The organism is Pandoraea sp. PE-S2T-3, from assembly GCF_002179965.1.
Taxonomy (GTDB): Bacteria; Pseudomonadota; Gammaproteobacteria; order Burkholderiales; family Burkholderiaceae; genus Pandoraea.
The window spans coordinates 722,691-748,704 of sequence record NZ_NGUQ01000007.1; the positions used below are offsets into that span (position 1 = coordinate 722,691).

At 63.8% G+C, this 26,014-nt stretch carries 28 protein-coding genes; 20 read left to right on the forward strand and 8 right to left on the reverse strand.

The window, feature by feature from the left end; translation table 11 throughout:
• The first annotated feature begins 173 nt into the window (after positions 1–173).
• On the forward strand, positions 174–965 hold the full coding sequence (locus CDV46_RS05175; RefSeq protein WP_441339307.1) for a transporter substrate-binding domain-containing protein: 792 nt from the start codon (positions 174–176) through the stop codon (positions 963–965).
• 41 nt (positions 966–1,006) lie between these two features.
• On the opposite strand, the gene CDV46_RS05180 is transcribed toward CDV46_RS05175, so the two are convergent.
• The 5 genes from CDV46_RS05180 to CDV46_RS05200 all read right to left on the reverse strand — a co-directional run bounded on the left by CDV46_RS05180 (position 1,007) and on the right by CDV46_RS05200 (position 5,989).
• Positions 1,007–1,939 carry an alpha/beta hydrolase gene (locus CDV46_RS05180; protein ID WP_087691008.1) on the reverse strand — a complete coding sequence of 311 codons (933 nt, stop codon included), beginning with the start codon at positions 1,937–1,939 and terminating at the stop codon, positions 1,007–1,009.
• Between the two features lie 77 nt (positions 1,940–2,016).
• Positions 2,017–2,472, reverse strand: a complete 456-nt coding sequence (locus tag CDV46_RS05185; RefSeq protein ID WP_087721944.1) for a CoA-binding protein — start codon at positions 2,470–2,472, stop codon at positions 2,017–2,019.
• Between the two features lie 757 nt (positions 2,473–3,229).
• Positions 3,230–4,021: a 2-oxo-tetronate isomerase gene (gene otnI / locus CDV46_RS05190; RefSeq protein WP_087691012.1), complete on the reverse strand. Its 792-nt coding sequence runs from the start codon at positions 4,019–4,021 to the stop codon at positions 3,230–3,232.
• A 50-nt stretch (positions 4,022–4,071) separates the two neighbouring features.
• A complete protein-coding gene (locus CDV46_RS05195) occupies positions 4,072–4,602 on the reverse strand; it encodes an energy transducer TonB family protein (protein ID WP_140413298.1) in 531 nt (176 codons plus the stop codon).
• 139 nt (positions 4,603–4,741) lie between these two features.
• Entirely contained in the window at positions 4,742–5,989 is a 1,248-nt protein-coding gene (locus CDV46_RS05200; RefSeq protein ID WP_087721946.1) for a dienelactone hydrolase family protein, read from the reverse strand.
• A gap of 352 nt (positions 5,990–6,341) precedes the next feature.
• Between CDV46_RS05200 and arsC the strand changes: the two genes are divergently transcribed.
• Positions 6,342–6,698 (forward strand): arsenate reductase (glutaredoxin), encoded by a 357-nt coding sequence (gene arsC / locus CDV46_RS05205; protein WP_087691018.1) that lies wholly within the window; start codon positions 6,342–6,344, stop codon positions 6,696–6,698.
• 103 nt (positions 6,699–6,801) lie between these two features.
• Here the strand turns inward: arsC and CDV46_RS05210 are convergent, their stop codons facing one another.
• Together CDV46_RS05210 and CDV46_RS05215 are read right to left on the reverse strand one after the other, a co-directional pair.
• Positions 6,802–7,581 carry an exonuclease gene (locus tag CDV46_RS05210; RefSeq protein ID WP_087721947.1) on the reverse strand — a complete coding sequence of 260 codons (780 nt, stop codon included), beginning with the start codon at positions 7,579–7,581 and terminating at the stop codon, positions 6,802–6,804.
• Positions 7,578–8,234, reverse strand: coding sequence for an MBL fold metallo-hydrolase (locus tag CDV46_RS05215; RefSeq protein ID WP_087721948.1), 657 nt, complete (start codon positions 8,232–8,234; stop codon positions 7,578–7,580). Before CDV46_RS05215 ends, CDV46_RS05210 begins: the two co-directional genes overlap by 4 nt.
• Before the next feature lie 246 nt (positions 8,235–8,480).
• Between CDV46_RS05215 and CDV46_RS05220 the strand changes: the two genes are divergently transcribed.
• From CDV46_RS05220 to CDV46_RS05235, 4 genes are all read left to right on the forward strand, one after another.
• The gene (locus tag CDV46_RS05220; RefSeq protein ID WP_087691023.1) at positions 8,481–9,083 is read left to right on the forward strand and encodes a septal ring lytic transglycosylase RlpA family protein; all 603 of its coding nucleotides are present in this window, start codon (positions 8,481–8,483) and stop codon (positions 9,081–9,083) included.
• Between the two features lie 544 nt (positions 9,084–9,627).
• The gene (locus CDV46_RS05225; RefSeq protein WP_249277692.1) at positions 9,628–10,557 is read left to right on the forward strand and encodes an ABC transporter substrate-binding protein; all 930 of its coding nucleotides are present in this window, start codon (positions 9,628–9,630) and stop codon (positions 10,555–10,557) included.
• 168 nt (positions 10,558–10,725) lie between these two features.
• Entirely contained in the window at positions 10,726–11,634 is a 909-nt protein-coding gene (locus tag CDV46_RS05230; protein WP_087691028.1) for an ABC transporter permease, read from the forward strand.
• A 2-nt stretch (positions 11,635–11,636) separates the two neighbouring features.
• Positions 11,637–12,431: an ABC transporter ATP-binding protein gene (locus CDV46_RS05235; RefSeq protein WP_087721949.1), complete on the forward strand. Its 795-nt coding sequence runs from the start codon at positions 11,637–11,639 to the stop codon at positions 12,429–12,431.
• A 152-nt stretch (positions 12,432–12,583) separates the two neighbouring features.
• Here the strand turns inward: CDV46_RS05235 and rsmI are convergent, their stop codons facing one another.
• Positions 12,584–13,468, reverse strand: a complete 885-nt coding sequence (gene rsmI, locus CDV46_RS05240; protein ID WP_087691031.1) for a 16S rRNA (cytidine(1402)-2'-O)-methyltransferase — start codon at positions 13,466–13,468, stop codon at positions 12,584–12,586.
• A 122-nt stretch (positions 13,469–13,590) separates the two neighbouring features.
• Here rsmI and CDV46_RS05245 point away from each other — a divergent pair, with 122 nt between their 5' ends.
• The 14 genes from CDV46_RS05245 (at position 13,591) to soxX (ending at position 25,947) form a co-directional block, all read left to right on the forward strand.
• The gene (locus CDV46_RS05245) at positions 13,591–13,944 is read left to right on the forward strand and encodes a YraN family protein (protein ID WP_087691033.1); all 354 of its coding nucleotides are present in this window, start codon (positions 13,591–13,593) and stop codon (positions 13,942–13,944) included.
• A gap of 175 nt (positions 13,945–14,119) precedes the next feature.
• Positions 14,120–14,707 carry a phosphoheptose isomerase gene (locus tag CDV46_RS05250; protein WP_058376488.1) on the forward strand — a complete coding sequence of 196 codons (588 nt, stop codon included), beginning with the start codon at positions 14,120–14,122 and terminating at the stop codon, positions 14,705–14,707.
• A 119-nt stretch (positions 14,708–14,826) separates the two neighbouring features.
• Entirely contained in the window at positions 14,827–15,600 is a 774-nt protein-coding gene (locus CDV46_RS05255) for a BON domain-containing protein (RefSeq protein WP_058376487.1), read from the forward strand.
• 68 nt (positions 15,601–15,668) lie between these two features.
• The gene (locus CDV46_RS05260) at positions 15,669–16,094 is read left to right on the forward strand and encodes a c-type cytochrome (protein WP_087721950.1); all 426 of its coding nucleotides are present in this window, start codon (positions 15,669–15,671) and stop codon (positions 16,092–16,094) included.
• Between the two features lie 8 nt (positions 16,095–16,102).
• On the forward strand, positions 16,103–17,416 hold the full coding sequence (locus CDV46_RS05265) for an NAD(P)/FAD-dependent oxidoreductase (protein ID WP_087721951.1): 1,314 nt from the start codon (positions 16,103–16,105) through the stop codon (positions 17,414–17,416).
• A 216-nt stretch (positions 17,417–17,632) separates the two neighbouring features.
• Positions 17,633–19,435: a ShlB/FhaC/HecB family hemolysin secretion/activation protein gene (locus CDV46_RS05270; RefSeq protein WP_087691039.1), complete on the forward strand. Its 1,803-nt coding sequence runs from the start codon at positions 17,633–17,635 to the stop codon at positions 19,433–19,435.
• Between the two features lie 390 nt (positions 19,436–19,825).
• Positions 19,826–20,173, forward strand: coding sequence for an ArsR/SmtB family transcription factor (locus CDV46_RS05275; RefSeq protein ID WP_058376483.1), 348 nt, complete (start codon positions 19,826–19,828; stop codon positions 20,171–20,173).
• A 180-nt stretch (positions 20,174–20,353) separates the two neighbouring features.
• Positions 20,354–21,727 (forward strand): sulfite dehydrogenase, encoded by a 1,374-nt coding sequence (gene soxC / locus CDV46_RS05280; RefSeq protein WP_087721952.1) that lies wholly within the window; start codon positions 20,354–20,356, stop codon positions 21,725–21,727.
• Positions 21,728–21,836: 109 nt separating this feature from the next.
• A complete protein-coding gene (locus tag CDV46_RS05285; protein WP_441339308.1) occupies positions 21,837–22,934 on the forward strand; it encodes a c-type cytochrome in 1,098 nt (365 codons plus the stop codon).
• Positions 22,935–23,016: 82 nt separating this feature from the next.
• Positions 23,017–23,346, forward strand: a complete 330-nt coding sequence (locus CDV46_RS05290) for a c-type cytochrome (RefSeq protein ID WP_058376481.1) — start codon at positions 23,017–23,019, stop codon at positions 23,344–23,346.
• 120 nt (positions 23,347–23,466) lie between these two features.
• On the forward strand, positions 23,467–23,934 hold the full coding sequence (gene soxY / locus CDV46_RS05295) for a thiosulfate oxidation carrier protein SoxY (protein ID WP_058376480.1): 468 nt from the start codon (positions 23,467–23,469) through the stop codon (positions 23,932–23,934).
• A 30-nt stretch (positions 23,935–23,964) separates the two neighbouring features.
• Positions 23,965–24,276: a thiosulfate oxidation carrier complex protein SoxZ gene (soxZ, locus tag CDV46_RS05300; RefSeq protein ID WP_058376479.1), complete on the forward strand. Its 312-nt coding sequence runs from the start codon at positions 23,965–23,967 to the stop codon at positions 24,274–24,276.
• 215 nt (positions 24,277–24,491) lie between these two features.
• On the forward strand, positions 24,492–25,277 hold the full coding sequence (gene soxA / locus CDV46_RS05305; protein ID WP_371328811.1) for a sulfur oxidation c-type cytochrome SoxA: 786 nt from the start codon (positions 24,492–24,494) through the stop codon (positions 25,275–25,277).
• A 19-nt stretch (positions 25,278–25,296) separates the two neighbouring features.
• The gene (gene soxX, locus CDV46_RS05310) at positions 25,297–25,947 is read left to right on the forward strand and encodes a sulfur oxidation c-type cytochrome SoxX (RefSeq protein WP_087691047.1); all 651 of its coding nucleotides are present in this window, start codon (positions 25,297–25,299) and stop codon (positions 25,945–25,947) included.
• Positions 25,948–26,014 lie beyond the last annotated feature (67 nt).

A 26,014-nucleotide genomic window follows, 5' to 3' on the forward strand; every position in this document is an offset into this window, starting at 1 on the left:
TCTTTACTATGGCGGCACACTTTGTGGCGCCGCTTCGGGAGTGACTTCGGGGCGATCCCAGAAGCATCCTCAGAAGCATGCTCAGAAGCGACCTCAGAAGTGACGCCAGGCACACGATCCGCAACAGACGGATCGCCCGGAAAGATAACGATCAGGAGACAAGCATGAAAGGCATGATCGCGGCCGCCTCGGTGGCCCTCATGGCAATGACGGCGCTCGCCGCCAATACGGCACAAGCCCAGTCGGCAGGTGCCGGCGCCCCCTCACGGCTCGACGAGATCGTGAAGTCGGGCACGCTGCGGGCCTGCGCCACCGGCGACTACAAGCCCTATTCCTATAAGCGCCCGGACGGTCAGTTCGAAGGCATCGACGTGGATCTGGTCGCCTCGCTCGCGAAGTCGCTCGGCGTGAAGCCGGAAATCGTGCCGACCAGCTGGCCCAAGCTGATGGACGATTTCACGGCAGGCAAGTGCGACATCGTCGTGGGTGGGGTTTCGGTCACGCTCGACCGTGCCCGCAAGGCTTACTACAGCCGAGTGGTGATGGTGGATGGCAAGTCGCCGATCGTGCGCTGTGCCGACGTGGCGAAGTATCAGACGCTCGCCGATCTGAACAAGCCGGGCACGCGCGCCATCGCCAACCCGGGCGGCACGAACGAACGCTTTGCCCGTCAGTTCATGCCGAATGCCACGCTTACGATCTATCCGGACAACGTGACGATCTTCCAACAGATCGCCGACGGGAAGGCCGACGTGATGGTGACCGACTCGTCGGAAACGCTGCTCCAGCACAAGCTGAATCCGGCGCTCTGCCCGGTGAACCCCGACAAGCCGCTGCAATTCGGCGAGAAAGCCTACCTGCTGCCGCGTGGCGACGACGTGTTCAAGAACTACGTCGATCAGTGGCTGAATCTCGCCCAGAAGACCGGCGAATATCAGGCGGTGGTGGATAAGTGGCTGAAGTGAGCTGATTCGGCGGGCTTTTTCTGCCCGCCTTTTCCATCCGCTTAACCCAGCCAGTCGCGCAGACGCTGTGCGGCGTCGTGCATCACGAGTCTCGCCTGCGGCACATACGGTTGCAGGCGAGCGAAACTGTGGGTCAATCCTGCGGCTTCGATCACCTCCGCCCGGCCACCCGATTGCGCAACGAAGTGCGCGTACTCGACCGCTTCGTCATGCAGCGGGTCGTACTCGGCGGCAATGACCAACGTGTTCGGCAGCGGATGCTTGGGGGCCTCGGCCGTCAGGTTGACGCGCACGTCGCTTTCCTTCGGCTCGGTGCCGTTCAGGAACTGCTTCCAGTACCAGCGCATTTCGTCCCGGGTCAAACCGACGCCGTCCGCCAGACGCTCGTAACTCGGGGTGTCGAATCGATACTGCACCACCGGATAGATCAACAACTGCGCACCCACGACGCCCGGGTGCTGGTCGTTGAACCACGCTGCCGCCTGCGCCGCCAGATGCCCGCCGGCACTGTCGCCTGCGACCGCCAGACGATCCGGTGACACGCCGAGCCGCACGCGCTGCTCCGCCGCCCACGCCAGCGCCTCGCGGGCATCGTCGACCGGGGCCGGGAACGAATGCTCCGGCGCCAGCCGGTAATCGACGCTCAACACGGCGACATCGCCATCCTGCGCAAGAAACGCGGCCATCGTGCCGTGCGTATCCACGTCACCAACGACCCAGCCGCCGCCATGGAAGAACACGACGAGCGGCACTTCACGCCCGACCGGACGGTAGAGCCGTGCACGCAAACTGCGACCGGGCAACGGAATCTCGAAGGTCTCGCTGCGCAAGGCGGCGGGCAACGGGCGCAGCGCCTCGTTGGCCACGGTAGCGAAGCGGGCACGGATTTCCTGCGGACTGGCGGACCCCGGCAGCGCAGGATACTTGCGCGCCATCAGGTCGTAGTAGGCAAGCAGATCGGCATCGATGGTCATGGCAGCGGACAGTGTGTGGAGTGAACGGGCGGGCGCTCGTGTGGCGTCTGGGTGACTCTTTCGTCGTCTTACTGGGGCTATGACTGACCTGCGCCAAGCATCTGCCAGCGCTGGTGTTCGATCTTGACGCAGCGATCCATCACGACATCGAGTCCGGCCGCCAATGCCGCGGCGGCCGCGTCGTCGTTCTCGATACCCAACTGCATCCACAAACTGTTGGCGCCGATGGCGACGGCTTCCTCCGCAATGGGCGGGATGTCGGCGCTACGCCGGAAACAGTCGACCATCTGAATCTGCACCCCTTCGGTGCGTAACGCATCGGCCGCCTCGGTGAGGCTGGCGTACACGGTCTCGCCCAGAATGGGCTCGCCGCTGTCGGCTGCCTGCGGGTTGACCGGCACGATGCGGTACCCGTGCTGCTGCATATAGCGCGAAGTGGTGAAGCTCGGGCGGTCAGGCCGCGGCGATAAGCCCACCACCGCGATGACGCGGTCGCGCGCAAGGATCTGTGCCAGTCGTTCGATGGTTTCCATGCGGGGTCGGCCGGTCCGGCCGGTGAGTCAACGGTTGGACTGCGAATTGGGATGGCGTTCTATGCTGCCACGCACAAAGACCGAACTTAGCACATTGACGCGCAGGACGTGAAACCGGGGCTGGCGACTGCCGAGAGGGGCGGCATCATTCGGAGACGTTGCCGACTGGTGATCGGGGATGACGCACTATTAGATGAGTTACTCAGGACGACGAATCAAGTGGCGAATTCGGTGTTACGCGTCAAACGCTTGCCGGACAAGGAGAGTGATGCCCGTTTTCGAGGCGTTTTCGGGCCGAGGTGTTACAACCTGAAACACTTTGTTACCCCTCGCCTCAGACGTTTCAACCACAATGCATCTCAACGCTGAAGTGCTTATCCCCCGGTAACACGGCAGCGCGACTGTATCGGCAACGAGCGTCCCCCGGCGCGATTTGCAAGCTGGTTCGATACAGTGCTCCGAATCTGGTCTCCTCGCGCTAACCCCGTAGCGTGTGGTTTTGGCGGGCCCAAGTGTCCCGCCATTTTTTTGTCCGAAACGTCCTACATCTTTTCTCACCCGTTCTCCGACACACACGTAAAACACGTGGGTACGCGATCGTCTCGATGCGCTGAATTGCGTCATGCAAACGGTTTCTTTTGCCCTCGCTGTCATCGCGCGTCACAGAAATGCTTCGCCATCCGAGTGAAATTCGGAAATCGATTTATCCCTGCGTAATTTGTCGAACAAGTCGTTGGCTGCGTCGCCGGTGGCTTCGTCAGCGCGCGGCACTGCGCAACCACGGTTTGAGCCAGCCAAGGCCCGCACGCGTTTCGCCCTGCGGACGATATTCGCAACCGATCCAGCCCGCGTAACCCAGTTCATCCAGCAACCGGAAGAGGAAGGGATAGTTGACTTCGCCGGTGTCGGGTTCATGCCGCGCAGGCACGCCCGCGACCTGCACATGCCCGATATTCGCGATGTGCTGGCGCAACTTCATCGCGAGGTCGCCTTCGACGATCTGGCAGTGATACGCGTCGAACTGCACTTTGAGGTTGCTGGCGCCGACTTCCTGACGAATGGCTTGCGCCTGATCCTGTCGGTTGAGGAAGTAGCGCGGGAAGTCGCGCGGATTGATCGGCTCGATGAGAATGGTCACGCCGTGAGCGGCCGCTTGTTCGGCGGCATAGGCTAGGTTGTCCAGATAGACGGCCCGGCATTGCTCGGGCGACTGCGAAGCATCGGGGCAGCCCGCCATCACGTGCAACTGGCGGCAACCGAGCGTGTCGGCGTAGTCGAGCGCGAGTTCGAGTCCGTCACGAAACTGCGCTTCGCGTCCGGGCAGCGCGGCGAGACCGCGCTCGCCGCTGGCCCAGTCGCCACCCGGGGTATTGAAGAGCACCTGCGTGAGGCCGGCGTCGTCGAGTCGCGCGCGCACCTCGTTGGCGGGGTGCTCATAAGGAAACAGGCATTCCACCCCACGGAAGCCATCGGCGGCGGCCTCGCGGAAACGTTCCAGAAACGGGACTTCCTGATAAAGCAGGGTCAGGTTCGCGGCAAATCGCGGCATGGTCAGACTCTCCGTCGCGTGAAGCGGATGGGCATATGCCCGTCACGATATCACTGGCCGTCGACCTGAGGCGCGGCCACGCTGCGAACCTGAAACCGTCCGTCATTATTGAAAAGCCATGTCTCGACGGCGCGCACCCGGCCGCTGCTGTCGACCAGTGCGCGGCTCGGCGCCGGCAACGGACTCGCCCGGCGCAAGCTCGCCACCGCAATGCGCTCGGCCTCGTGATCGCCGTTGCTGCGATACAGCAGCACTTGCGTGATGTTGCCGTTGCGATCGACCCAGTATTCCAGCGACACGACGGAGCGCAGCATCGGCTGCGGATTGCCCGGGGTGATCTGTTTCGCGTTGACTTCGGTCACGCGCTGCGCGGCGGCGATCTTGTATTGATCGAGCGCGGTGAGCGGCACGTTGCCGGGCGTGAAGTCGAGGACGAGTGGCGACTTGGGGGCGAAATCGGGATTGGCGCAACTGGCCAGCATTGCGAGGCTGCCGATCAGGCTGGCCATCAGTCCGCTTCCGGAGGCCAGCCGGGAGGCTGCGCGAACGCGACGCGCATTAGGAGAGGATTCGGTTTTCATGGGCGTCTCCTGCCAGATCAGCGACGCTTCTTTGTCTTGCCACGTCCTGCTATCCGGTGGCCGCCGCAAACGCGATATTCAAACCTCGAAGCCCGCGACGGCCACCGTGAATCACCTGCGGTCTTGCCTAGTGTCTTGCCTAGTGCGGCCGGGTACCGAACGACCAGTTCGGCATCAGTGTGTTGGACGGCAGATTCTCATCCTGCAATTTGCGCGCCGTCTCGATGCCGGCGACCGGCAACCCGGTCGGATCGAGCAACCCGATCTGCACGAGCACGCTCGCCTGATCCCAATAGATATGTTCGTGTTCGAGCTTGCCGCCCCGGAATCGCACGATGGCCACCAGCGGAATCTCGACACGGCGCCCGGTCGGTGCCACACCCGGCAGCATCCAGTCGACCGGCGTCGTGTGCGTGAAGCAGAACAGCAGCTCATCGACCAGTTGCGTCGCGCCGATGGTGCGCGAGATCGGCACCAGCTTGGTATCCGGCGGGTTGCTGTTGACGAAGTGATTGCGATAGAAGTGCGCGAGTTGCTGATGGCCGACCCCGCCCGTCATCGTCGGGATGTGATTGACGTAGGGCTCGTCGACCATGGTCTTCATCAGCGGATCGATCTCGCGGATGGCGAATTCGTACGCGCAGTGCGTTTCCCACAGGGAGGCGAAATCGAAATGCGGACCGATGACCCGGCGCAATGCGCCGATGGTTCGCTGGTGCGCAAGCTGGTTCGCCGACCGGTTGAAGTGTTCGCCGGGCCGGGCAAATGCGTGATCGGCGTCGGGGTACGTATAGAGGGTGACGTTGGGGTGTTCGCCCAACTGAGCATTGAGCGTCTCGCGAACCTCGGCCGGGGCATATTTGTCGAGTTCGGCAATATGCAGCACGAGCGGCGGATGGTCGCCGGCGAGTTCTTCCACATGCTGCTCCAGCCCGACGCCGTAGTAACCCACGGCGACATCGGCGCTGGTGCGCGTGACGGACAATGCGGCGAGTTTGCCGCCCAGACAATAGCCGACCACACCGACACCGCCCACGCATTCGGGCAGCGCGCGCACGGCATCGACGGTCGCACCCACGTCTTCCATGCCGAGATCGACGTCGAAACTCTGGAACAGCGCAAACGCCCGCTGCCAGCCACCCGGTGAGTAGTCGAGTTCGATGCCCGGCTCGATGCGCCAGAACAGGTCGGGGGCCAGTACGACGTAGCCCTCTTCGGCGTAGCGGTCGGCAAGTTCGCGAATGTGCGCGTTCACGCCGAAAATCTCCTGACATAGCACCAGGCCCGGGCCCTTGTTGTTGCCGCCCTTGCTCGCGTCGGGTAAGGCGAGATACGCCTGAAAGGTCTTGCCGTCGCGCGACTCGATGCTGATGAAGCGTCCTGCCATGTCACTGTCTCCTGAGGGGCCGGATCGTGCCGCAGACAGCGCTCATCGCCTAGCTTAGGCGGTGCACGCACGCTGCGCCGCGCGGTAAACCCGCAGCGGTGCGGCCGGGCGCGCAACCATGCCTGTCAGAGGCAAGGGCCGGGCGCTGCCGTCGGTTCGATACGCGGACATTACGGTGAAGTTGCGAGGTAATGATCGGGTGAAGCGGATCAGGTGATTCCGATTAGGTATTGCGGGTCAGTTACTGGGTCTGTGCTGTGACCTCAGTAGCGGCATTCGACGATACCATGCATACTCGGAGCGCACGTTCGAAGGGTGAACGTTTGCCTGTTTTTGACGCATTGGAGTGTCCATGATTACCGTGTATCACAACCCGCGCTGCTCGAAGTCGCGCGAAGCGCTGGCGCTGGTGGAAGGCTCGCCGGCCGTGGGCGGCAGCGATCTGCAAATCATCGAATATCTGAAGACACCGCCGAAGGCGGCAGAACTCAAGCGCCTGCAAAAACTGCTGGGCGTGCCCGTGCGCGAAATGATTCGCAGCAACGAGACGGAGTACACGGAGTTGGGGCTGTCGGACAAGGAGTTGACCGACGATGAGTTGCTGGCGGCGATCGCGAAGCATCCGAAGCTGCTGCAACGTCCCATCGTCGTCAACGGCGACAAGGCCGTGATCGCTCGTCCGCCGGAACTGGCGAACGAGGTGCTGTAAGCGAGATTTAAGGACGAGGTGTCTTAGGTCAGCTAAGTCAGCTAAGTCAGCTAAGTCGGCAGGAGGGGGGGGCGAGGCCCCCGCAGTGCGACGGCGCAATGGCTCAACGTTGCGCCGTACTGTCCTTCTCCGGGCCCGCCTCGGCGGCCGGGGCTTCGGTCGATTCAGCCGCCGCCGCCACTGTCGCTGTCGCCGCTTGTGCCGCCGCCGAACCGAACACCGGCTTGTCGGCATTGGCCGTCAACCCGGCGCCCTGCCATTCGGGCAAAGCGGCCAGCGTCTTCTGCTGTTCGCGCAACTCCGCCAGCATGTTGCAGAAGAGGGCGCCCTGTTCGAGCGCGTCGTCGAGCGCCACGTGCGTGTGCGGCAGCGGGTCGAGCCACACCTGCGGCAAACGCGGTTTGATGCACTTGCGATACGGCATGCCCGTCATCGCGAACGCCAGCGTCTTGATGTCGAGCGCCGACCACGAGAACGGGCAACGGCCGACAAAACGCATCATGTACCAGAACATGAACGTGAAATCGAACCCCGCCGGGTAGGCGACGAACACGGGCTTGCCCGGCAGCTTCTCGACCCACTTCACGTACGCCTTCAGCGCCTTGGCCGGATCTTCCGGATCGATGCGGCAGGCCGCCCACGCTTCGGGTTCGGTCTTCCACCACTTCATCGTGAGCGGATGGCCCTTGGCATCGGGCAAAAATTCCAGATTCGCGCTGAAGGTGCCGATGAGCTCCTTGTCGGCCGTGTAGGCCGCCGAGGCAAAGCTCAGCATCGAGTGCGGGCCGGGAATCGGGCCGTCGGCCTCGACGTCGGTGCTGACAAAAATTTCTTCGTCGACGGGGATGATGCGCGACGGCACGCGGGAGACGGTGGTGCTCATGCGCCGCTCCGGGCGAGCACGGCGTCGGCCACGTACGGATTGGTCTCGCGCTCCTGACCGAACGTCGACACGGGGCCGTGCCCCGGGATGAAGGTAACGTCGTCGCCCAGCGGCCAGAGCTTGTCGCGAATCGATGCGATCAGGTCGGCATGGTTGCCGCGCGGGAAGTCGGTGCGGCCGATGGACCCGGCAAACAGCACGTCGCCGACGCTCGCCAGCCGCTCATCGGCCGAGAAGAACACCACGTGGCCCGGCGTGTGCCCCGGGCAATGAAAGACATCCAGTGTGACGTCGCCAAAGTTGACGGTATCGCCGTCGCCCAGCCAGCGGTCCGGCGTGAAGCTCTGCGGCTCGGGAAAACCGAAGCGCGCGCTCTGGGCTTCCAACTGATCGATCCAGAAGGCGTCGTCGGGATGCGGACCTTCGATGGGCACGTCGTATTTGGCCGCCAGTTCGCCGGCACCGCCGCAATGGTCCAGATGGCCGTGCGTGAGGAAGATCTTCTCGAGCGTCACCCCTTGGCGCTCGATCTCGCCGACGATGCGGTCGATATCGCCGCCCGGGTCGACCACCGCGGCCCGTTGGGTCGCGTCGCAGACGAGCAGCGTGCAGTTCTGTTGGAAAGGCGTGACAGGAATCAGGGTGACGTTCATGAGGTATCGGGGACGCGGTTTTCGCTTATTGTAAGTCGGGCAGGGGGCTCGCCGCCTGCACAGCGACGTACTCAGAGCGCGCGAATTAGGCAATGCCTAGCCGAAATCGCCCGCCGGGCGGGGGCTTCGGGCGTTACATCGCTTTTGCGTAACGCTTTGTAAACAAGCCACGCCATGTAAGTGAACGCTCGCTGATGGGTTGACTTTGACGGCGTGTTAAACTTGCGGGCTATGCGAACACGCGACATGCTCACACGGTTCGCGGTCGGCTGCGCCCTCGCCCTGACGTTGACAGCCTGCACAACGCCGCTCGAACCACCCAGCCAGACGGCTGCCGCCCCCTCGGCGACAGACGTCCGTACGCGCTCGCGTGAAGCCAACGCACCCGTTGGCTCAAGCTTCGATCTTCACTGGCCCGGCCGGGCCTACCGTAACGAAGGCCTGAACCCCGGCGATCCGAACGCCCCGGACCGCGATGGCGAAGCTCGCCTGCGCGCCGATGCGGGCACGTTCTACCAAACCGGCACGGCCTCGTGGTACGGCAAGAAGTTTCACGGCCGACGCACTGCCACCGGCGAGGCGTTCGACATGAACGAACTGACGGCCGCGCATCCCACACTGCCGCTGGCAAGCTTCGTCCTTGTGCGTAACGTGGCCAACGACAAGACGGTGGTGGTGAAGATCAACGATCGCGGCCCGTACACGCGCAATCGCATCATCGATCTCTCCTACGGCGCCGCCAAACAACTCGACTTCATTCGCTCGGGCCACGCGAAGGTTGAAATTCGCCGCTTGTCGCGTAGCGAAGTCGCCGCGCTCGGCCTCGACCAAAGTAATAACGCGCCCTGAGCGCCGGGTTTCGCCCGCGTAATCTCCTCGCTGTATTCCCCTCGCGTCATCCGTTCTTCGCGGCCCATGCCGGTGCCTGCGGACAGCATGCCGTCTCGAATTCGAATCGGACGCGTCTTAAAAAGTGGGACGCCATCGGTCACTATCTGACGCGAATCGCGTAACGCGTCCCGGTTTTTTCATCGCGAACTGGCCGTTTCGGCGTATCTCATTGGCTGAACGCTTCGCATGAATGTGCGCGGGTATGAATACATGCGCCCGAATCGACTAATTTTTTTCCGATTGCCGCACAGTTCTGCCAGTGTTTGGGCGCAATCCGATATGTGGCGGGCCTCGCCATCGGTTGCGTTGGCAACCGTTGTTCGCTGCTGGGGATGTGGGTAGACTGTGCCCCACGCGCAGGTGCACGCTTTAAGTGCATCCGAATGAGGCCCGCAGAGACCCGGGCACGGCGCACCTTTCAAAAAGCAATCCTGGAGGAGTTTTGATGTCGACCATGGGCAAATACGCCAAGCGCACCCTGTTGTGCGCGGTGGCCGCAACGATGTTGGGGACAACCGGCGCCGCATTCGCGCAGGATACGAAGTCGGTGGCCGTGCTGGCCATCGTGGAGCACCCGGCACTCGACGCCATCCGTGACGGCGCGCGCGACGAACTCAAGGCTGAAGGTTTCGAAGCCGGCAAGAACCTCAAGTGGGAATATCAAAGCGCACAAGGCAACGTGTCGACCGCGGCGCAGATCGCCCGCAAGTTTGTCGGCGACAAGCCGGACGCGATCATCGGCATCGCTACGCCGACGGCTCAGGCTGTCGCTGCCGCGACGAAGAGCGTGCCGCTGGTGTACTCGGGCGTGACCGATCCGGTCGCTGCACAACTGGTCAAGAGCTGGGACGCCTCGGGCACCAATGTGACCGGCGTGTCGGACAAGCTGCCGCTCGACAAGCAGGTGGCTCTCATCAAGCGCGTCGTGCCGAACGCCAAGCGCGTGGGCATGGTGTACAACCCGGGCGAAGCCAATTCGGTCGTGGTCGTCAACGAACTCAAGAAGCTGCTGCCCGCCGCGGGCCTGACGCTGGTTGAAGCCGCTGCACCGCGTACCGTCGACATCAGCTCGGCGGCCAACAGCCTGGTCGGCAAGGTCGACGTGATCTACACGAACACGGACAACAACGTCGTGTCGGCTTACGAGTCGCTGGTGAAGGTTGCCAACGATCGCAAGATCCCGCTGGTGGCGTCGGATACCGACAGCGTGAAGCGTGGCGCCATTGCGGCACTGGGCATCAACTACTACGATCTGGGCCGTCAGACGGGCAAGGTGGTGGTGCGCATTCTGAAGGGTGAAAAGCCGGGTGCGATCGCTTCGCAGACCAGCTCGAACCTGGAACTGTTCGTCAACACGGCGGCCGCGGCCAAGCAAGGCGTGACGCTGTCGGACGATCTGGTGAAAGAAGCCAAGACGGTCATCAAGCAATAACGCGAGCGTGATGCCGGTGTGGCGGGCGAACGGCCTGCCTTGCCGGTGAGCGACAGGGCGGCGACCGGACATGACCTGTCCCCGCCGCTCTTTTCCGCTTGAGTCCCCCCAACGGCGCGCCTCACCGAGACCCGGTGCGGATCGTCTTGTGTAGTGGAATTACGAAAAATGTCCCTTTTTTCTATGATGGGCGCCCTGGAGATCGGCTTGATCTTCAGTCTGGTGGCGCTCGGGGTGCTGATCTCCTTTCGCATCCTCAATTTTCCCGACCTGACCGTTGACGGCAGCTTTGCGCTCGGCGGTGCCGTTGCCGCCACGTTGATCGCTGCCGGCACCAATCCGTTTCTGGCCACAGCCGGCGCGATGGCGGCGGGTGCCACGGCCGGTTTCATCACCGGCTGGCTCAATGTGCGCCTGAAGATCATGGATCTGCTCGCCAGTATCCTGATGATGATCGCGCTCTACTCGGTGAACCTGCGTGTGATGGGCGCACCGAACGTGCCGCTGATCACTTCGCCGACGGTCTTCACGATGTTGTTGCCCGAGAACGCCCCGCAATGGCTGCCTGACTTCGTGCTGCGCCCGCTCATGCTGCTGGTCGTGGTGGCGGTGGTGAAGCTCGGCCTCGACTACTTCTTCTCGTCGCAACAAGGTCTGGCCATGCGCTCGACCGGTGTGAATTCGCGCATGGCGCGCGCACAAGGCGTGAACACGGGGCACGAGATTCTGGCGGGGATGGCGTTGTCGAATGCGCTGGTGGCCCTTGCCGGGGCACTGTTTGCGCAGTCACAGGGCGGGGCGGATATTTCGATGGGGATCGGTACCATCGTGATCGGTCTGGCGGCGGTGATCATCGGCGAGACGATCTTGCCGGCGCGACGGCTCATTCTCACGACGTTGGCGGTGGTGGTCGGAGCGGTGTTGTATCGCTTCTTCATCGCGCTGGCGCTCAATAGCGATTTCATCGGTCTGAAGGCGCAGGACCTGAACTTGGTGACGGCCTTGCTCGTCGCGGTGGCACTGGTGTTGCCGGCCACGCGTCGCAAGCTGTTTCCGCGCAAGAACGGGGGTGCCTGATCATGTTGAGCGCAAAAGACCTGAAGATCACTTTTAACCCGGGTACGCCGATTGAAAACCGTGCGCTGCGCGGCATGTCGCTGGACATTCCGACGGGGCAATTCGTGACGGTGATCGGTTCGAACGGGGCGGGCAAGTCGACGTTCCTGAACGCGATCAGTGGCGACTTGATTGTCGACACGGGTACGATTTCGATCGACGGCAACGACGTCACGAAGAAGACGGCGTGGCAGCGGGCGAGTCAGGTGGCACGCGTGTTTCAGGACCCGATGGCGGGCACCTGCGAGGCGCTGACCATTGAAGAGAACATGGCGCTGGCGGTGAAGCGTGGCGAGAGCCGCAGTTTCCGGCTGGCGTTGAACAAGCCGTTGCGCGAGCGGTTCCGCGAGAAATTGAGTCTGCTGAATTTGGGGCTTGAGAATCGACTGTCGGACCGTATCGGCCTGCTCTCAGGCGGTCAGCGTCAGGCGGTGAGTCTGCTGATGGCGTCGTTGCAACCGTCGCGCATTCTGCTGCTCGACGAACACACGGCGGCGCTCGATCCGAAGACGGCGGCGTTCGTGCTGGAACTGACGGCGCGTATCGTGCAGGAGAGCAAGCTGACGGCGATGATGGTCACGCACAGCATGCGTCAGGCGCTGGACTACGGCGACCGCACGGTGATGCTCCACCAGGGCAAAGTCGTGCTGGACGTGTCGGGCGAAGAGCGCAAGGGGCTGGACGTCCCCGACCTCCTCCAGATGTTCGAGCGCACCCGCGGCGAACAACTCGACGACGACGCGCTGCTGCTGAGCTGACCGGCCGATTAGCAAATCCGCAGAATGAAAAAGCCCGCTTCGGCGGGCTTTTTCTTGGGTGGGCCGATGGGGAGTCGCCAGAGGCCTCCTCGGAGTATTCCGAATTGGAAGAGGGCCTGCCGCTCCCGTAATTTCCGCAAACGCTCTGCGGATCAGCCGTTCTTCAATGCCAGCGCACGTTCGTACAACGCGTTCTTCGGCGCGCCCGTAATCGCAGCAGCCAGCTTGGCGGCGCTCTTCGTCGGCAGCTCAGCCACCAGCAACGCCAGCACGCGCTGCGCTTCGGCATCCACGCCATCGTCGGTCGTACTGGCCGCCGCACCCGACACCACCAGCACGAACTCGCCACGCTGACGGTTGGCGTCCGCTTTCAGCCACGCTTCGCCGTCGCCCAGCGCGCACTCGTGAATCTCTTCGAAACGCTTGGTCAACTCGCGGCCGATCAGCAGCTTTCGCTCCGCCCCGAGCCCTTCGGCCAGTGCGGCAACGGTCTCGACAATGCGATGCGGGGCCTCGTAAAACACCTGCGCTGCGGTGGCGCCCGCCAACGCCGTGATCGCTTGCGCGCGCTGCTGCGACTTCGATGGCAAGAAGCCGACGAACGTGAACGTTTCCACCCATGCGCCCGCTACCGAGAGCAGCGTGATGATCGCGCTCGCGCCCGGCACCGGCACCACGCCCAGCCCGGCAGCACGCACTGCATCGACGAGCCGCGCCCCCGGATCGGAAATCCCCGGGGTGCCGGCGTCCGAAATATAAGCAATGCGCTCGCCCGCCCGCAAACGCTCCACAAGCCGCGTCGCCACGGTGTTCTCGTTGTGTTCGTGCGCCGCAATCAGCGGCTTGTCGATGCCATAACGCTGCAACAACTGCGCGCTGTTGCGCGTATCTTCACAGGCAATGGCGTCGGCCATGCCGAGGACATGCAGGGCGCGCACCGAAATGTCCGCCATGTTGCCCAACGGCGTGGCCACGACATAGAGCGTGCCGACAGGGTAGTGCTGACCTTCGGCCAGCGACATCAAGCGCTCGTCCATCTCAGCAGCCTCCCGCCGTCGGTGCGATCACGTCGCAAGTTGCATGAAGCGGGCCAACGTCGCAAACAGCGGCGCGCGGCACGGCGAAGACGGAGCACATCGGGGTACAGATCGGAACAACCATGTCGAATCAGCTTGGAGAATCGTTTGAAGCCCGCGCTCAGGCGATGCTGGAGCGCCGCGGCTGGCGGCTCGTCGCGCGCAATTATCGGTGCCGCGGCGGCGAAATCGACCTCATTATGCGCGATCGCGCCGGGGTGCTGGTGTTCGTCGAGGTGCGCGCCCGCCGCCGGGCGGACTTCGGCGGGGCCGCCGCGAGCATCACACATACCAAACGCCGGCGGCTGACGCTTGCGGCGCGCCACTATCTGCTTAGGCGCCCGGCCGGGCGCTGCCGCTTCGACGTCGTCGCTTTCGACGGCCATCCCGCCGTGGTCAGTTGGCTGCCCGACGCCTTCCGCGCCGACGAGGTGTGACGCGGGTATGACGAAACCCGGCCGGGCGCGCCCTGTTACACTTGCGAAAGTGCCGTCTCCGAGCGTCCTCGGGCTTTTCCGGGATTTTCAGGGTGACGGCTTTGATCGTCGGCCATGCAGGGACACTGCGCCCAGACCGGGCCGACAGCTTTTGCGACACCCTGGCTCAACGACCATGTCGATCGAACGAATTCAACAACACTTCACGGATAGCGTCGAAACCAAGCTGGCCGCGCGCGACGTGCTCGCCGACCCCATCGCCGCCGCCGCCGAGGTCATGTTCAACGCGCTGTCCAACGGCAACAAGATCCTCGCCTGCGGTAACGGCGGATCGGCAGCCGATTGCCAGCACTTCGCCGCCGAACTCGTCGGCCGCTTCGAGCGCGAACGCCCCGAACTTCCCGCGATCGCACTCACCACCGACTCGTCGATCCTGACCGCCGTCGGCAACGACTACAACTTCGACGCCATCTTCTCCAAGCAGGTGCGTGCGCTCGGGCAACCCGGCGACATCCTGCTGGCCATCACCACGTCGGGCAATTCGGGCAATGTGCTCGCCGCCATCGAGGCCGCACACGAGCGCGAGATGCACGTGATTGCTCTGACCGGCAAAGGCGGTGGCAAGGTCAACGCCGTGCTCGGCGAACTGGACGTCCATATCTGCGTGCCGGCCGATCGTACGGCCCGTATTCAGGAAGTTCACCTGCTCACCATTCACTGCCTGTGCGACCTGGTCGACGCGATGCTGTTCGGCGACGCGTGAACCTAATGTCATCGTAAGGCGTCAAGATCATCACGCACACCAGTCCGCGGGGGCGGGCGGTGTCGGCAGGGGACGGCGGGGGCCGGCCCGTTCGACCCATCCAACAAGGAGAATGCCCGATGAGTTTCCAACGCGCAGTCAGGCCGCTGGTAGCGGCTGCGTTGATCACAGCAACCCTGGCCGGTTGCGCCCCCATCATCCTCGGCGGCGCTGCCACCGGGGCACTCGTCGCCACGGACCGCCGCTCGGTCGGTGCGCAGACGGAAGACCGTGAAATTCAGGTCAAGGCGGAAGCCAATACCGCCAACACGCTGACCGCCGACGCCGTGCATGTGAACGTGACCGTCTTCAACCGTCGCGTACTGCTGACCGGCGAAGTGCCGGACGACGCTACCAAGCAACGTGCCGTGGACATCGTCAAGCAGATCAGCAACGTGCGCGGCATCGTCGACGAACTCGCTATCGCACCGAAGAGCTCGTTCGGCTCGCGCTCGAACGACGCGTGGATCACCAGCAAGGTCAAGGCGAACCTGATCAACACGAAGGAAATTTCGGCCAACGTGTTCAAGGTGGTCACCGAGCGCGGTGATGTTTATCTGATGGGCCTGGTTTCGGAAGAAGAAGGCCGCATCGCCGCCAACGTCGCAAGCCGTATCGATGGCGTGCAGAAAGTCATCAAGCTGTATGAATACGTGAAGCCGGAAGAGGCGCAACGTCTGTCGACCGAAGCGCAGAAGAACCCGGCCCCGGCGCAGGGTGACGACAGCAATGCCGCCACCGTGACCACGACACCGATCGGCACCGATACCGTGACGGCCAAGCCGTTGGCGACGCCCGCACCGATCAGCGACGCGCCGATCAAGCCCGGTCCGTCCACGCGCACGGGCAACTGACGTCGCGGATGGCGCGGATTAGCGCACAGCACCCGGAGGGTTCGAACCGCCGGCATCGTCTTGGGGCGATGCCGGCGCTATTCATTCTGGGCGCGCTGGCGATCGGGCCGATGGCGACGGCGGCACCGTCAACGCAGCCCCAACCCGACTGGCAAGCCCGTGACTGGGCGATGGCCTGTATGAGTTGCCATAGCGCGGCCGCCCCGGTGAGCGCAGGCAAAACCGCGTTGTCGAAACTCGGAGGGCGTCCGGCTGCCGAACTCGTCGCCGCACTGCAAGCGCTGCGCAACGCGAAGGGGGATGGGGCCCGTCCAGCCACACTCATGCCGCAGCTCCTCAAGGGCTATCGCGACGACGAGTTGCAACGCATCGCGGCTTACTTCGCTGCACAGCCCATTGCGCAGCCGCTTCCGCCATCTCAATCTCAGCCGCCTGCCCGGTCTCGCGCGGCGCCCGTCAGTCCGGCGCCCGAAGCGGCGCGCACTCCCCAATAGGCCGCGCCATGCATCGTCGCGACTTTCTCCTTGGTATGAGCTCGGTGGCAGCGCTGACCGGCATGTCCGGCGCGTTTGCCGCGCCGCCCGGATCTGCCGCCAATCCATGGGTCACGCCGATCAAAGGGCGCGCCCGTGTCGTCATCATCGGCGGCGGCTTTGGCGGTGCGACCGCCGCCAAATATCTGCGCATGCTGTCGGGCAACACCGTCGAGGTGACGCTGGTCGAGCCGAATGCGGCCTTTGTGTCCTCCCCGTTGTCGAATCTCGTCGTTGGCGGCAACCTGCGCGTGAGCGACCTCACGGTGCCCTATGACCGCTTGGCCGCCCGCCACGGCGTGGTCTGGCGACGTACACGCGCCAGCGCCATCGACGCCGCGCGCAAGCAAGTGCAACTCGCCGACGGCAGCCGTCTCCCGTACGACAAGCTGATCGTGTCGCCCGGCATTGCGTTGCGTCGCGATGCCATCGCAGGCTTCAACGACGCCACCGTTCGCGAGGCGTTGCCCGTCGGCTGGACGGATGCACGCGAGAGCGCCGCGTTGCACGCCCGCTTGCAGGCGATGCCCGAGGGCGGCGTCTTCGCCATCACGATTCCCGAAGCACCGTTCCGCTGCCCGCCCGCGCCTTACGAGCGCGCCTGTCAGGCCGCCGCATGGCTCAAGCAACACAAGCCGCGCGCGAAAGTGCTCATCTTCGACGCCAACGATGAGGTGCTGGCCGAAGCCGAGCAGTTTCACGAAGTCTGGCGTACCGAGTTCGCTGGCATCGTCGAGTACCACCCGCAGTTCAATTGCACGGAAGTCGCGCTGGACGGCGCGAAGCAAATCGCCCGCTTCGAGTTGGGTGAAGAGGTGCGCGCGGATGTCCTGAACGTCATTCCGCCGATGCGTGCGGGCGACATCGCGACCGCGAGCGGACTCGCTACCGCCAACGATCGTTGGTGCGACGTCGATTTCCTGACCTTCGCTTCGACGGCGCAACCCGACATTCACGTGCTGGGCGACGCCGTACAGATCGCGCCGCAAATGCCCAAGTCGGGCCACATGGCCAACCAGCACGGCAAAGTGTGCGCGGCGGCCATCGTCGCGACGCTGGCGGGCCGCCCGGTCAACCCCGAACCGCTCTATAGCAACACTTGCTACACGTTCGTCTCGGCAACGCAGGCCATGCACGTCGCAAGCGTCCATCGCTACGACGCGGCGCAACGCACCATGCTGCCGGTGCCCGGTACAGGCGGGGCGTCGCCACATGCCAACCGCGACGAGTTCGCGCTCGGGCTCGCGTGGGCGCAGGGAATCTGGGCCGACATGCTGGCCTGATGCGCCACCCGGCGGTATTTCGTCCTGCAAGGTAATAGTCCAGCGCGTTTGGAAGGGTTTCTCTAAGTAGCGAAACCCCGGTGCCATCGCCGTCGCGCTGACTTGTCGCCCGGTTGTTGCGCGAGCGCCTCAGTCCCCCTGCTTTCCTTCATTGACGGGGCCTGAGGCCTCTCGGTTACACTGGCTCCACGAAAAAATAAGCTGGGGGGCATAGGGATGGCGTATCGCCAGGGAGGGTCCCGTCTTGCGTCGCGCGACACGCGCGGGGACTCGGTCAAGACCGTTCGCAGCCGTAAAGTTGTCAGCGTAGTTCGCATCGTCCACCGTGCCGTTTCTGCTTCCGCTACCGCGTTCGCCGTCGTTGGTATCGGCGGGTGGCTCACCAGCCAGGCGGCGTGGGCCGACAGCAGCCCGGTGCGCGGCGACCCGTTGCAAAGCATCCCGAAGATCGAGGCACCCAAGGCAGCGCCTGCCACCATCCACATCCAGCCGCCCTCGCAGGACGACGCCCTCAAGGCGTTGCTGGCACGGCCGATTACGCCGCAGCGTTTCGGTATCGAAGGCGTGAAGTCGATCCCGTTCGATCAGGTGGCGGCGCTCTTCGCGCCGATGGCCGGCAAGGAAGTCACCATCGGCGATCTGGTCGAGAAGGCCAATCAGGTCACGAAGATGTATCAGGACGCCGGCTACCTGCTGTCGTTCGCGTTCGTGCCTGCGCAGGACTTCGCCAACGGCTTCGTGCGTGTGACCATCGTCGAAGGCTATATCTCGTCCACGAAGATCACCGGCAAGCCGGGGCCGTCCGAACAGCGTCTGCGCGATATCGCGGCGCACATCGAAGCCGAGCGCCCGCTCAAGCGCGCCACGTTCGAGCGCTACCTGAACCTGCTCACGCTCGTGCCCGGCATGAAGATCAAGGCCGACGTGCAGCCGCCCACACAGACCGACGGCGCCACCGAGCTCTCGCTCGATGTCTCGCGCCAGCCGATCGCAGCGGGCACGTCGCTCTCGTACAACAACCCGGGCATTCGCGGCGTGTTCACGGTGACGAGCAACGCGCTGACGCCGCTGGGCGAACAGATTCAACTGACGGCCATCGCGCCGAAGGGGCACAACGACGAGGAGTTCTACTCGGCGTCCTATATTCAGCCGCTCGGCTCGAATGGGCTGCAAGCGCGTCTGGATGCGTCGCACTATCGCGGGCAGCCTGACGATCAGGCCCTGGCGGGGCTCACGCGCCACCTCGATACCAAGCGCGTGGCCGTGAGCCTGTCGTATCCGATTTTGCTGAACAACCAGCGCAGCCTGACGGCCAGCGGCGGCATGTACGGCGTCAATTCGCGCGACCGGTACGAAGTGCCGGACTCGCCGAACTTCATCAATTCGCAGGCAAACGTACGCGCCGCGCAGGTGCAACTCGCCTATAACGAAGTCACCGACAAACAGACGCGCAGCGCCACGCTGGGCGTGTTCAAGGGTTTCAACGGACTGGGCGCGAGCCAGTCGTACACCACGCAGCCTGCCGGTATTCAGCAAATTCTCGGACCGTACGATCTGGGGTTCTGGCGCTTCACGCTCGATGCCAAGCAGGGCGTAGTGTTGCCGTGGGACTTCGGCGTCGTCGTCTCGGCAGGCGCGCAGTACAGCGGCAATACGTTGCCGACGTCTGAGCAGGCCACGTTCGGGGGCACGCGCTACGGCCTCGGCTATCCGGCGGGTGAAGTGGCCGGCGACAAGGGCTGGGGGGCGTCGATCGAGATCAACCGCCTGTTCCGCACCGATTTCCGCTATCTGAAGACGGTCCAGCCCTACTTGATCGCGGACACAGCGCGCGTCTATGTGAACTACGGACAGGTCGTGCACAACAGTCTCGCGTCGGTCGGCCTCGGCGTGCGGATCTCCGACAAGAAGTACTACACGCTCGATCTGTCGGTTGCGAAGCCGATGGCCGATGCGCCGACCAATTCGCCGAACCGGCCGCTGCGGTTCAACGCCAATTACTCTTACCAATTCGAGTGAGCCGCATGTGCGGTGACTTGCCGCTGACGTCATTCGGGACGTCGTACGCAGAGCGGAGTGCTCTGGTGCGACGTCCCGCGTCATTTTTCTTATCAGGTTTTTCCCTGATGCCATCGATACGCGCCCCGTCGAGGCCGTCGAGCGACTTGCCAGCAGGCGTCGTCACGACCCACTCGCTGCGGCATAACCCGCTGCGCGCTATATCCGGCGGTATACATGGAAACTTGATTTTCATCTCGCAAATCGGCCAGATGCCGCGCAATAGATCGGCCTCCGATATGTTGCAGCGCAGCTTGCTTATCTCGCCCGTTATTTCGATTATCCGTATATGCGTATGTAGGCATATACGGTCTCATTCACGCCTTCACACGAACTTGATTGCCGAACGTCATGGAAGAACTCGACCGCGTATTCGAAAAGGTATCTCACTACTTCAGCCTGCTCTCCGAGCCGACCCGGCTGCGCATTCTGCATGCCTTGTGCGGTGGCGAACAGTCGGTGAGCGATGTGGTGACGGCGGTGAATTCGTCGCAGACGAACGTCTCGCGACACCTCAATGCGATGTATCAGGCCGGTGTGCTGGGGCGTCGCAAGGAAGGCAATCAGGTGTACTACACGATTGCGGATACCGGGGTGGTCGAGATCTGTCGCGCCGTGTGCGTGCAGGTGGCCGGCCGGCTCGAGGAGGAGGCGCTGCCGCACCGTGCCGTCGACGGCTTCATGCCGCGCGGTCAGTAACGCGGCTGGCGTCAGCGCCATACGAAGCAACATCGCAACATTGCAAGACCCGTAGTGCAGCGCGGCGACGAGACCGCGCGAGGTTCCAGGGTGGGTTCGCACGAGGTGATGTGAACCGGCTCTAGCCCGATCCGTGTCCTTCGCGACGCGCTCGGGCGCCACAAAACGCGAGGAGACAGGGTGAGCAAGACCAGCGATAGCACATCGCGAGCCGGCCGGTTGCGCCGGGCTCCGGAGAATTTCATCGACGGCACACTGGCCGGCGACATCGCCCGTGACGGGCTGAACCCCACACGCCGCAATTTCCTGCAACGCAGCTTTCTTGCCGCCGGCGCCGCGCTCGCCGGGGGTGCCGCTTTTGCCGCCGACGCCCCCAAGTCGCTCGGCGATGGCGATCCGATGATCCTCGAGCCGCGTCCGTGGGCGACGTCACTGGGTCAGCCGGTGGCCGCCCGCCCGTACGGCATGCCGTCGAAATTCGAAGTCAATCTGCAACGCCGGCAATCGCCGGGGCTCACGCAGACGACACAGGCGTCGGTTGCCTTCACGCCGCTTCAGGGTCTGTTCGGCATCATCACGCCGAGCGGCCTGCACTTCGAGCGTCACCATCAGGGCTGGCAGGAGATCGACCCGACCCAGCATCGGCTGATGGTGCACGGCATGGTGCGTGAGTCGAAGGTCTACACGATGGACGACATCATGCGGTTGCCGTCCGTCTCGCGCATGCACTTCATCGAGTGCGGCGCGAACACCGGCATGGAGTGGGGCAACTCGGCCGTGCCCACGGTGCAGTACACGCACGGCATGCTCTCGTGCTGCGAGTTCACCGGCGTGCCGTTGTCGGTATTGCTCGACGACGTGGGCGCCGACATCAAGCGTGGTCAGTACGTGCTCGCCGAAGGCGGCGACGGCTCCGGCATGACGCGCACCATTTCGATGGAAGCCGCCCTCTCGGACGTGCTCGTGGCATGGGGCATGAACGGCGAGATGCTGCGTCCGGAGAATGGCTACCCGCTGCGTCTGGTCGTGCCCGGTGTGCAGGGCGTGTCGTGGGTGAAATGGCTGCGCCGCATCAAGATCGGCGATGCGCCGTGGAATGCCAAGGATGAAACGAGTCACTACGTCGACCTGATGCCGGACGGTCAACACCGTCAGTACACGTCGATTCAGGAGTGCAAGTCGGTGATCACGTCGCCGTCGGGCGGCCAGGCGTTGCTCGATCGCGGTTATTTCAACGTGACGGGGCTGGCATGGTCGGGACGCGGGCGCATCAAACGCGTCGATGTGTCGACCGATGGCGGCAAGTCGTGGCGCGCGGCGCGCATCGAGTCGCCCGTGCTGCCCAAGTGCCTCACCCGCTTCAACTTCGACTGGCAGTGGGATGGCTCGCCCGCGCTGCTGCAAAGCCGTGCGGTGGACGAGACGGGCTACGTGCAGCCGCGTTATCGCCAGTTGCGCGATGTGCGCGGCACCAAGTCGATTTATCACAACAACGCGATCCAGACGTGGCAAGTGGCCGCCAGCGGGGAGGTGACCAATGTCCACGTCGACTAAATCGTACGGTATGGCCAAGCCGAACCGGCGCGCCGTGTTGCGTCACCGGTTGCAGGCCGCTGCGGCCGCCTGCCTGTGGGCGAGCGCGCTTGCCGTGGCCGGGCTGACCGTGAGCGCATGGATGAGCACCTCTGCCCATGCCGCCCCCGCGACTACCTCCGCTGCGCCTGCGATCAAGGCACCCGCCGGCATCGGCCGTGACGCCACGCCCGCCGAACTGAGTGCGTGGGACATCGACGTGCGTCCCGACTTCAAGGGGCTGCCAAAGGGGCAAGGTTCAGTGGCCGACGGGCAGAAGCTCTTCGACGCACGCTGCGCGTCTTGCCACGGCACGTTCGGCGAGAGCAACGAGGTGTTCAATCCCTTGGTGGGCGGCACCACGGACGACGACATCAAGACCGGTCACGTTGCGTCGCTGCGCGCGAACAACCAGCCGGTGCGCACCACGCTGATGAAGGTGAATACGGTCTCCACGATCTGGGACTACATCCGCCGCGCGATGCCCTGGAACGCGCCGCGATCACTGACGCCCGACGAAGTCTATGCGGTCACCGCTTATATTCTGAATTTGGGCGAGATCGTGCCGGCCGATTTCGTGCTGTCCGACAAGAACATCGCCGACGTGCAGCAGCGCATGCCCAACCGCAACGGCATGACGCGCGCGCACGGCATGTGGCGCGTGGGAGACAAACCGGATACCCATAACAGTGCGTGTATGCAGGATTGTCCCGGGGCTGGTATCGTGACGTCCGCACTCCCTGCGTACGCCCGCGACGCACATGGAGATCTGGCCGCGCAAAACCGTGTCATCGGACCGGTGCGCGGTGTCGATACGAAGCTGCCGCCGCTCTCAGGCACCGCCGCGCAAAATGCGTCGGTGCGCAAGATGGCGGCTCTCGCCACGCTTGGCATGGCGAGTCCGGACGCACCGGCTCAAACCGCCGCTGTGACGTCACCGGCAGCAACGCTTGCGGACAAGAACGGTTGTCTGGCCTGTCACGGCGTTACCGACAAGAAGATCGGGCCCGCCTTTTCGGAGGTCGCCACCAAGTACCATGGGCAGTCGGATGCGACTGAAAAATTGGTGGCGAAGATACGTGCCGGAGGCGCCGGTAACTGGGGCAGCATGCCAATGCCGCCGCAGTCGCAGGTTGCCGAAACCGACGTCCGTACGATGGTCGACTGGATTCTCCGTGGTGCACAGTGAGCGGGCAAGGTGTCCGACGGCAGCGCTTTGTTCCGCTTGCCGCCGCAGGACACCGTCCCCTACATAAATCGAAGGAGATACGATGAAAAAGTTGTTGATCGCCGCCGCGATGCTGGCCGGTACCTCGCTGGCACACGCCGGTGTCGACGTTGCCGCAGCGACCAAGCTTGCTGCCGCCAACGCCTGTATGGGTTGCCACGCCGTCGACAAGAAGCTCGTGGGCCCGTCCTATCAGGACGTCGCTGCCAAGTACAAGGGCGACAAGGATGCCGTGGCCAAGCTGGTGAAGAAGGTGAAGGGTGGCGGTGCAGGCGTCTGGGGTCCGATCCCGATGCCGGCGCACCCGAACATGTCGGATGCCGACGCCAAGATCCTGGTGGATTGGGTTCTGGCAGGCGCCCCGGCGAAGTAAGTCCGGGGCAGGGGGCTCAGGCGGCACGCCTCGTTCGCGAGGGGGCCGGATGAGCGAACGGCGGCCGGTGCGTTCAGGATGTTTCGCATCGGCGGCCTTCAGAGAAGGAAACACACGAAGATGAACCAACAGCGACGCGACATGCTGCGGTTTTCCGCGGTAATGGGACTGGCGGTGGCCGCCGGGCTGATCAAGCCCGAAGAGGCACGCGCGGCCGAAGCGCAGTGGAACAAGGCGGCGTTTGCGACCAAGAGCGTGGCCGATACGGTCAAGGCACTGGGTGGCACGAGCGCTAGCCCGAGCGATCTGGTCGTGCTCACCGCACCCGACATTGCCGAGAACGGTGCAGTCGTGCCGGTGGCGGTTACGAGCAAGGCACCGAACACGCAATCGATCGCGATTCTGATCGAGAAGAATCCGAACACCCTCGCGGCGTCGTTCGACATTCCCGATGGCACCGACCCGTCGGTGACCACGCGCGTCAAGATGGGCCAGACCTCGAAGGTCTACGCGCTCGTCAAGGCGGACAACAAGTACCTCGTGGCCGAGAAGGAAATCAAGGTCACGCTGGGCGGCTGCGGCGGTTAAGCGCGCGAAGAGAATAACGAGGAGCCACACATGGGTAATCCGATGCGCATTCGCGCAACCGAGGCCGGCGGAGTCGTCGAGGTCAAGGTGCTGATGAGCCACATCATGGAAACCGGCCAGCGCAAAGACGCTTCCGGTAATATCGTGCCGGCACACTTCATCCAGACGGTGACGGTGGCCTGCAACGGCAAGACCGTGCTGACGGCGGAATGGGGTCCGGCGGTGTCGAAGGATCCGTTCCTGTCGTTCAAGTTCAAGGGCGCCAAGAAGGGTGACAAGGTCACGGTCACGTGGGTCGACAACAAGGGCGACACACGTACCGACGAGACGGCAGTCGCCTGACACGCCTTAAGCACGACTCAAGCACGACTCAACTACGAGTCGTCGCCGTGCAGGAATCAAGCGCCGGGAAGTGCGCGGTGGCGCTCGCGGGGAGTCTCCTCGCGATGCGCCGAACAACCCACACAGAGGAGAGTCAGATGCTTGATGCGCAAGATAGCGCACGGGTGAGCACCCCGCGACACAAAACATGGCTGCGTCGGACAGTGCTCGGCGGTATGTTCGCCATCGCGGGTGTCAGCGCCCCCGCATTTGCCGCCGGTCAATCGACCGCCGACGCGATCGCGCAATATCGCGAGATGCTCGCCGACGGCAATCCGGCCGAACTGATCGAGATGCGCGGCGAAGAGCTCTGGAAAACGCCGCGTGGCCCGAACAACGTCTCGCTCGCGCAATGCGATCTCGGCCTCGGTGCCGGTGTCGTGAAAGACGCCTACGCACAACTGCCCCGCTATTTCCCCGATGCAAAACGCGTGCTCGACGCCGAGTCGCGCATCGTCGAATGCATGGTGAATCTGCAAGGCTTCAAGCGGGCCGACGTCATCAAGCAGCCGTTCTCGAAGGAAGGGCAGGACCCGACCGATCTCGAGTCGCTGACCGCCTATGTGGCGGGCCAGTCGCGCGGCGCCGTCATCCATGTGCCGCAGGCGCACAAGGAAGAGAAGGATGCCTACGCGCGCGGCCAGAAGATTTTCTATTACCGTGCCGGTCCGTACGACTTCTCGTGCGCGTCGTGCCACGGGTCTGACGACAAGCGCATCCGCTTGCAGGATCTGCCGAATCTGACCAAGCCCGCCGCCGCCCGTCAGGCGTTCGCGACGTGGCCGGGCTATCGTGTCTCGCAAGGCGCACTGCGCACGATTCAGTGGCGCATGTACGACTGCTTCCGTCAGCAGCGCATGCCTGAGCTCAATTACGGCTCGCAGGCGTCGATCGATCTGATTACCTTCCTCGGTGTGATGGCCAACGGCGGCAAGATGGACGCCCCCGGCCTGAAGCGCTGACCGATCACGAGGCACACCCATGAAATCATTCGCATTGCGCACGGCGACCGCCGTGCTGGGCGCGGCCGGGGCACTCGTCATCGGCGCGGCATTTGCACAGGGCGAGGGCACGAAGCTCGTGACCGGCTCGACCGATGCTGCTGTCGTGCAGGAGTTGCGCGACTCGTTCCGTGCGTCGGGCATCGCACAACTCGACCGTATCGATCAGAGCGAATTGCAGAAGCTGTGCACGCAATACGCGACGAAGCCGATGCCGGCCAAGATTGCCGAGCGTTTGCAGAAGGCCGAGTTGGCCGCCGTCAAGGCACCGGCTGACGGCAAGTATCTGGGCGACTGGAAAGAGGGCGAGAAGGTGGCCCAGAACGGTCGCGGCATGCAGTTCACCGACAAGGCCGACACGGTCAACGGCGGCAACTGCTACGCGTGTCACCAGTTGACCAAGACCGAGATCTCGTTCGGCAACATCGGTCCGTCGTTGTACAACTACGGCAAGCTGCGCGGCGATTCGCCCGAAGTCGTGAAGTACACGTGGGCCAAGGTCTATGACTCGCACAGCTACATGGCGTGCTCGAACATGCCGCGTTTCGGTGCAGCGGGCATCCTGACCGAACAGCAGTTGAAAGACGTGATGGCGCTGTTGCTCGACCCGGCCTCGCCGGTCAATCAGTAAGTCGTCTGCCGTACCGGCCGGCTGCCTGCGTGAAGACGACAGGTGACCGGCTGGCTTCCGGAGTTCC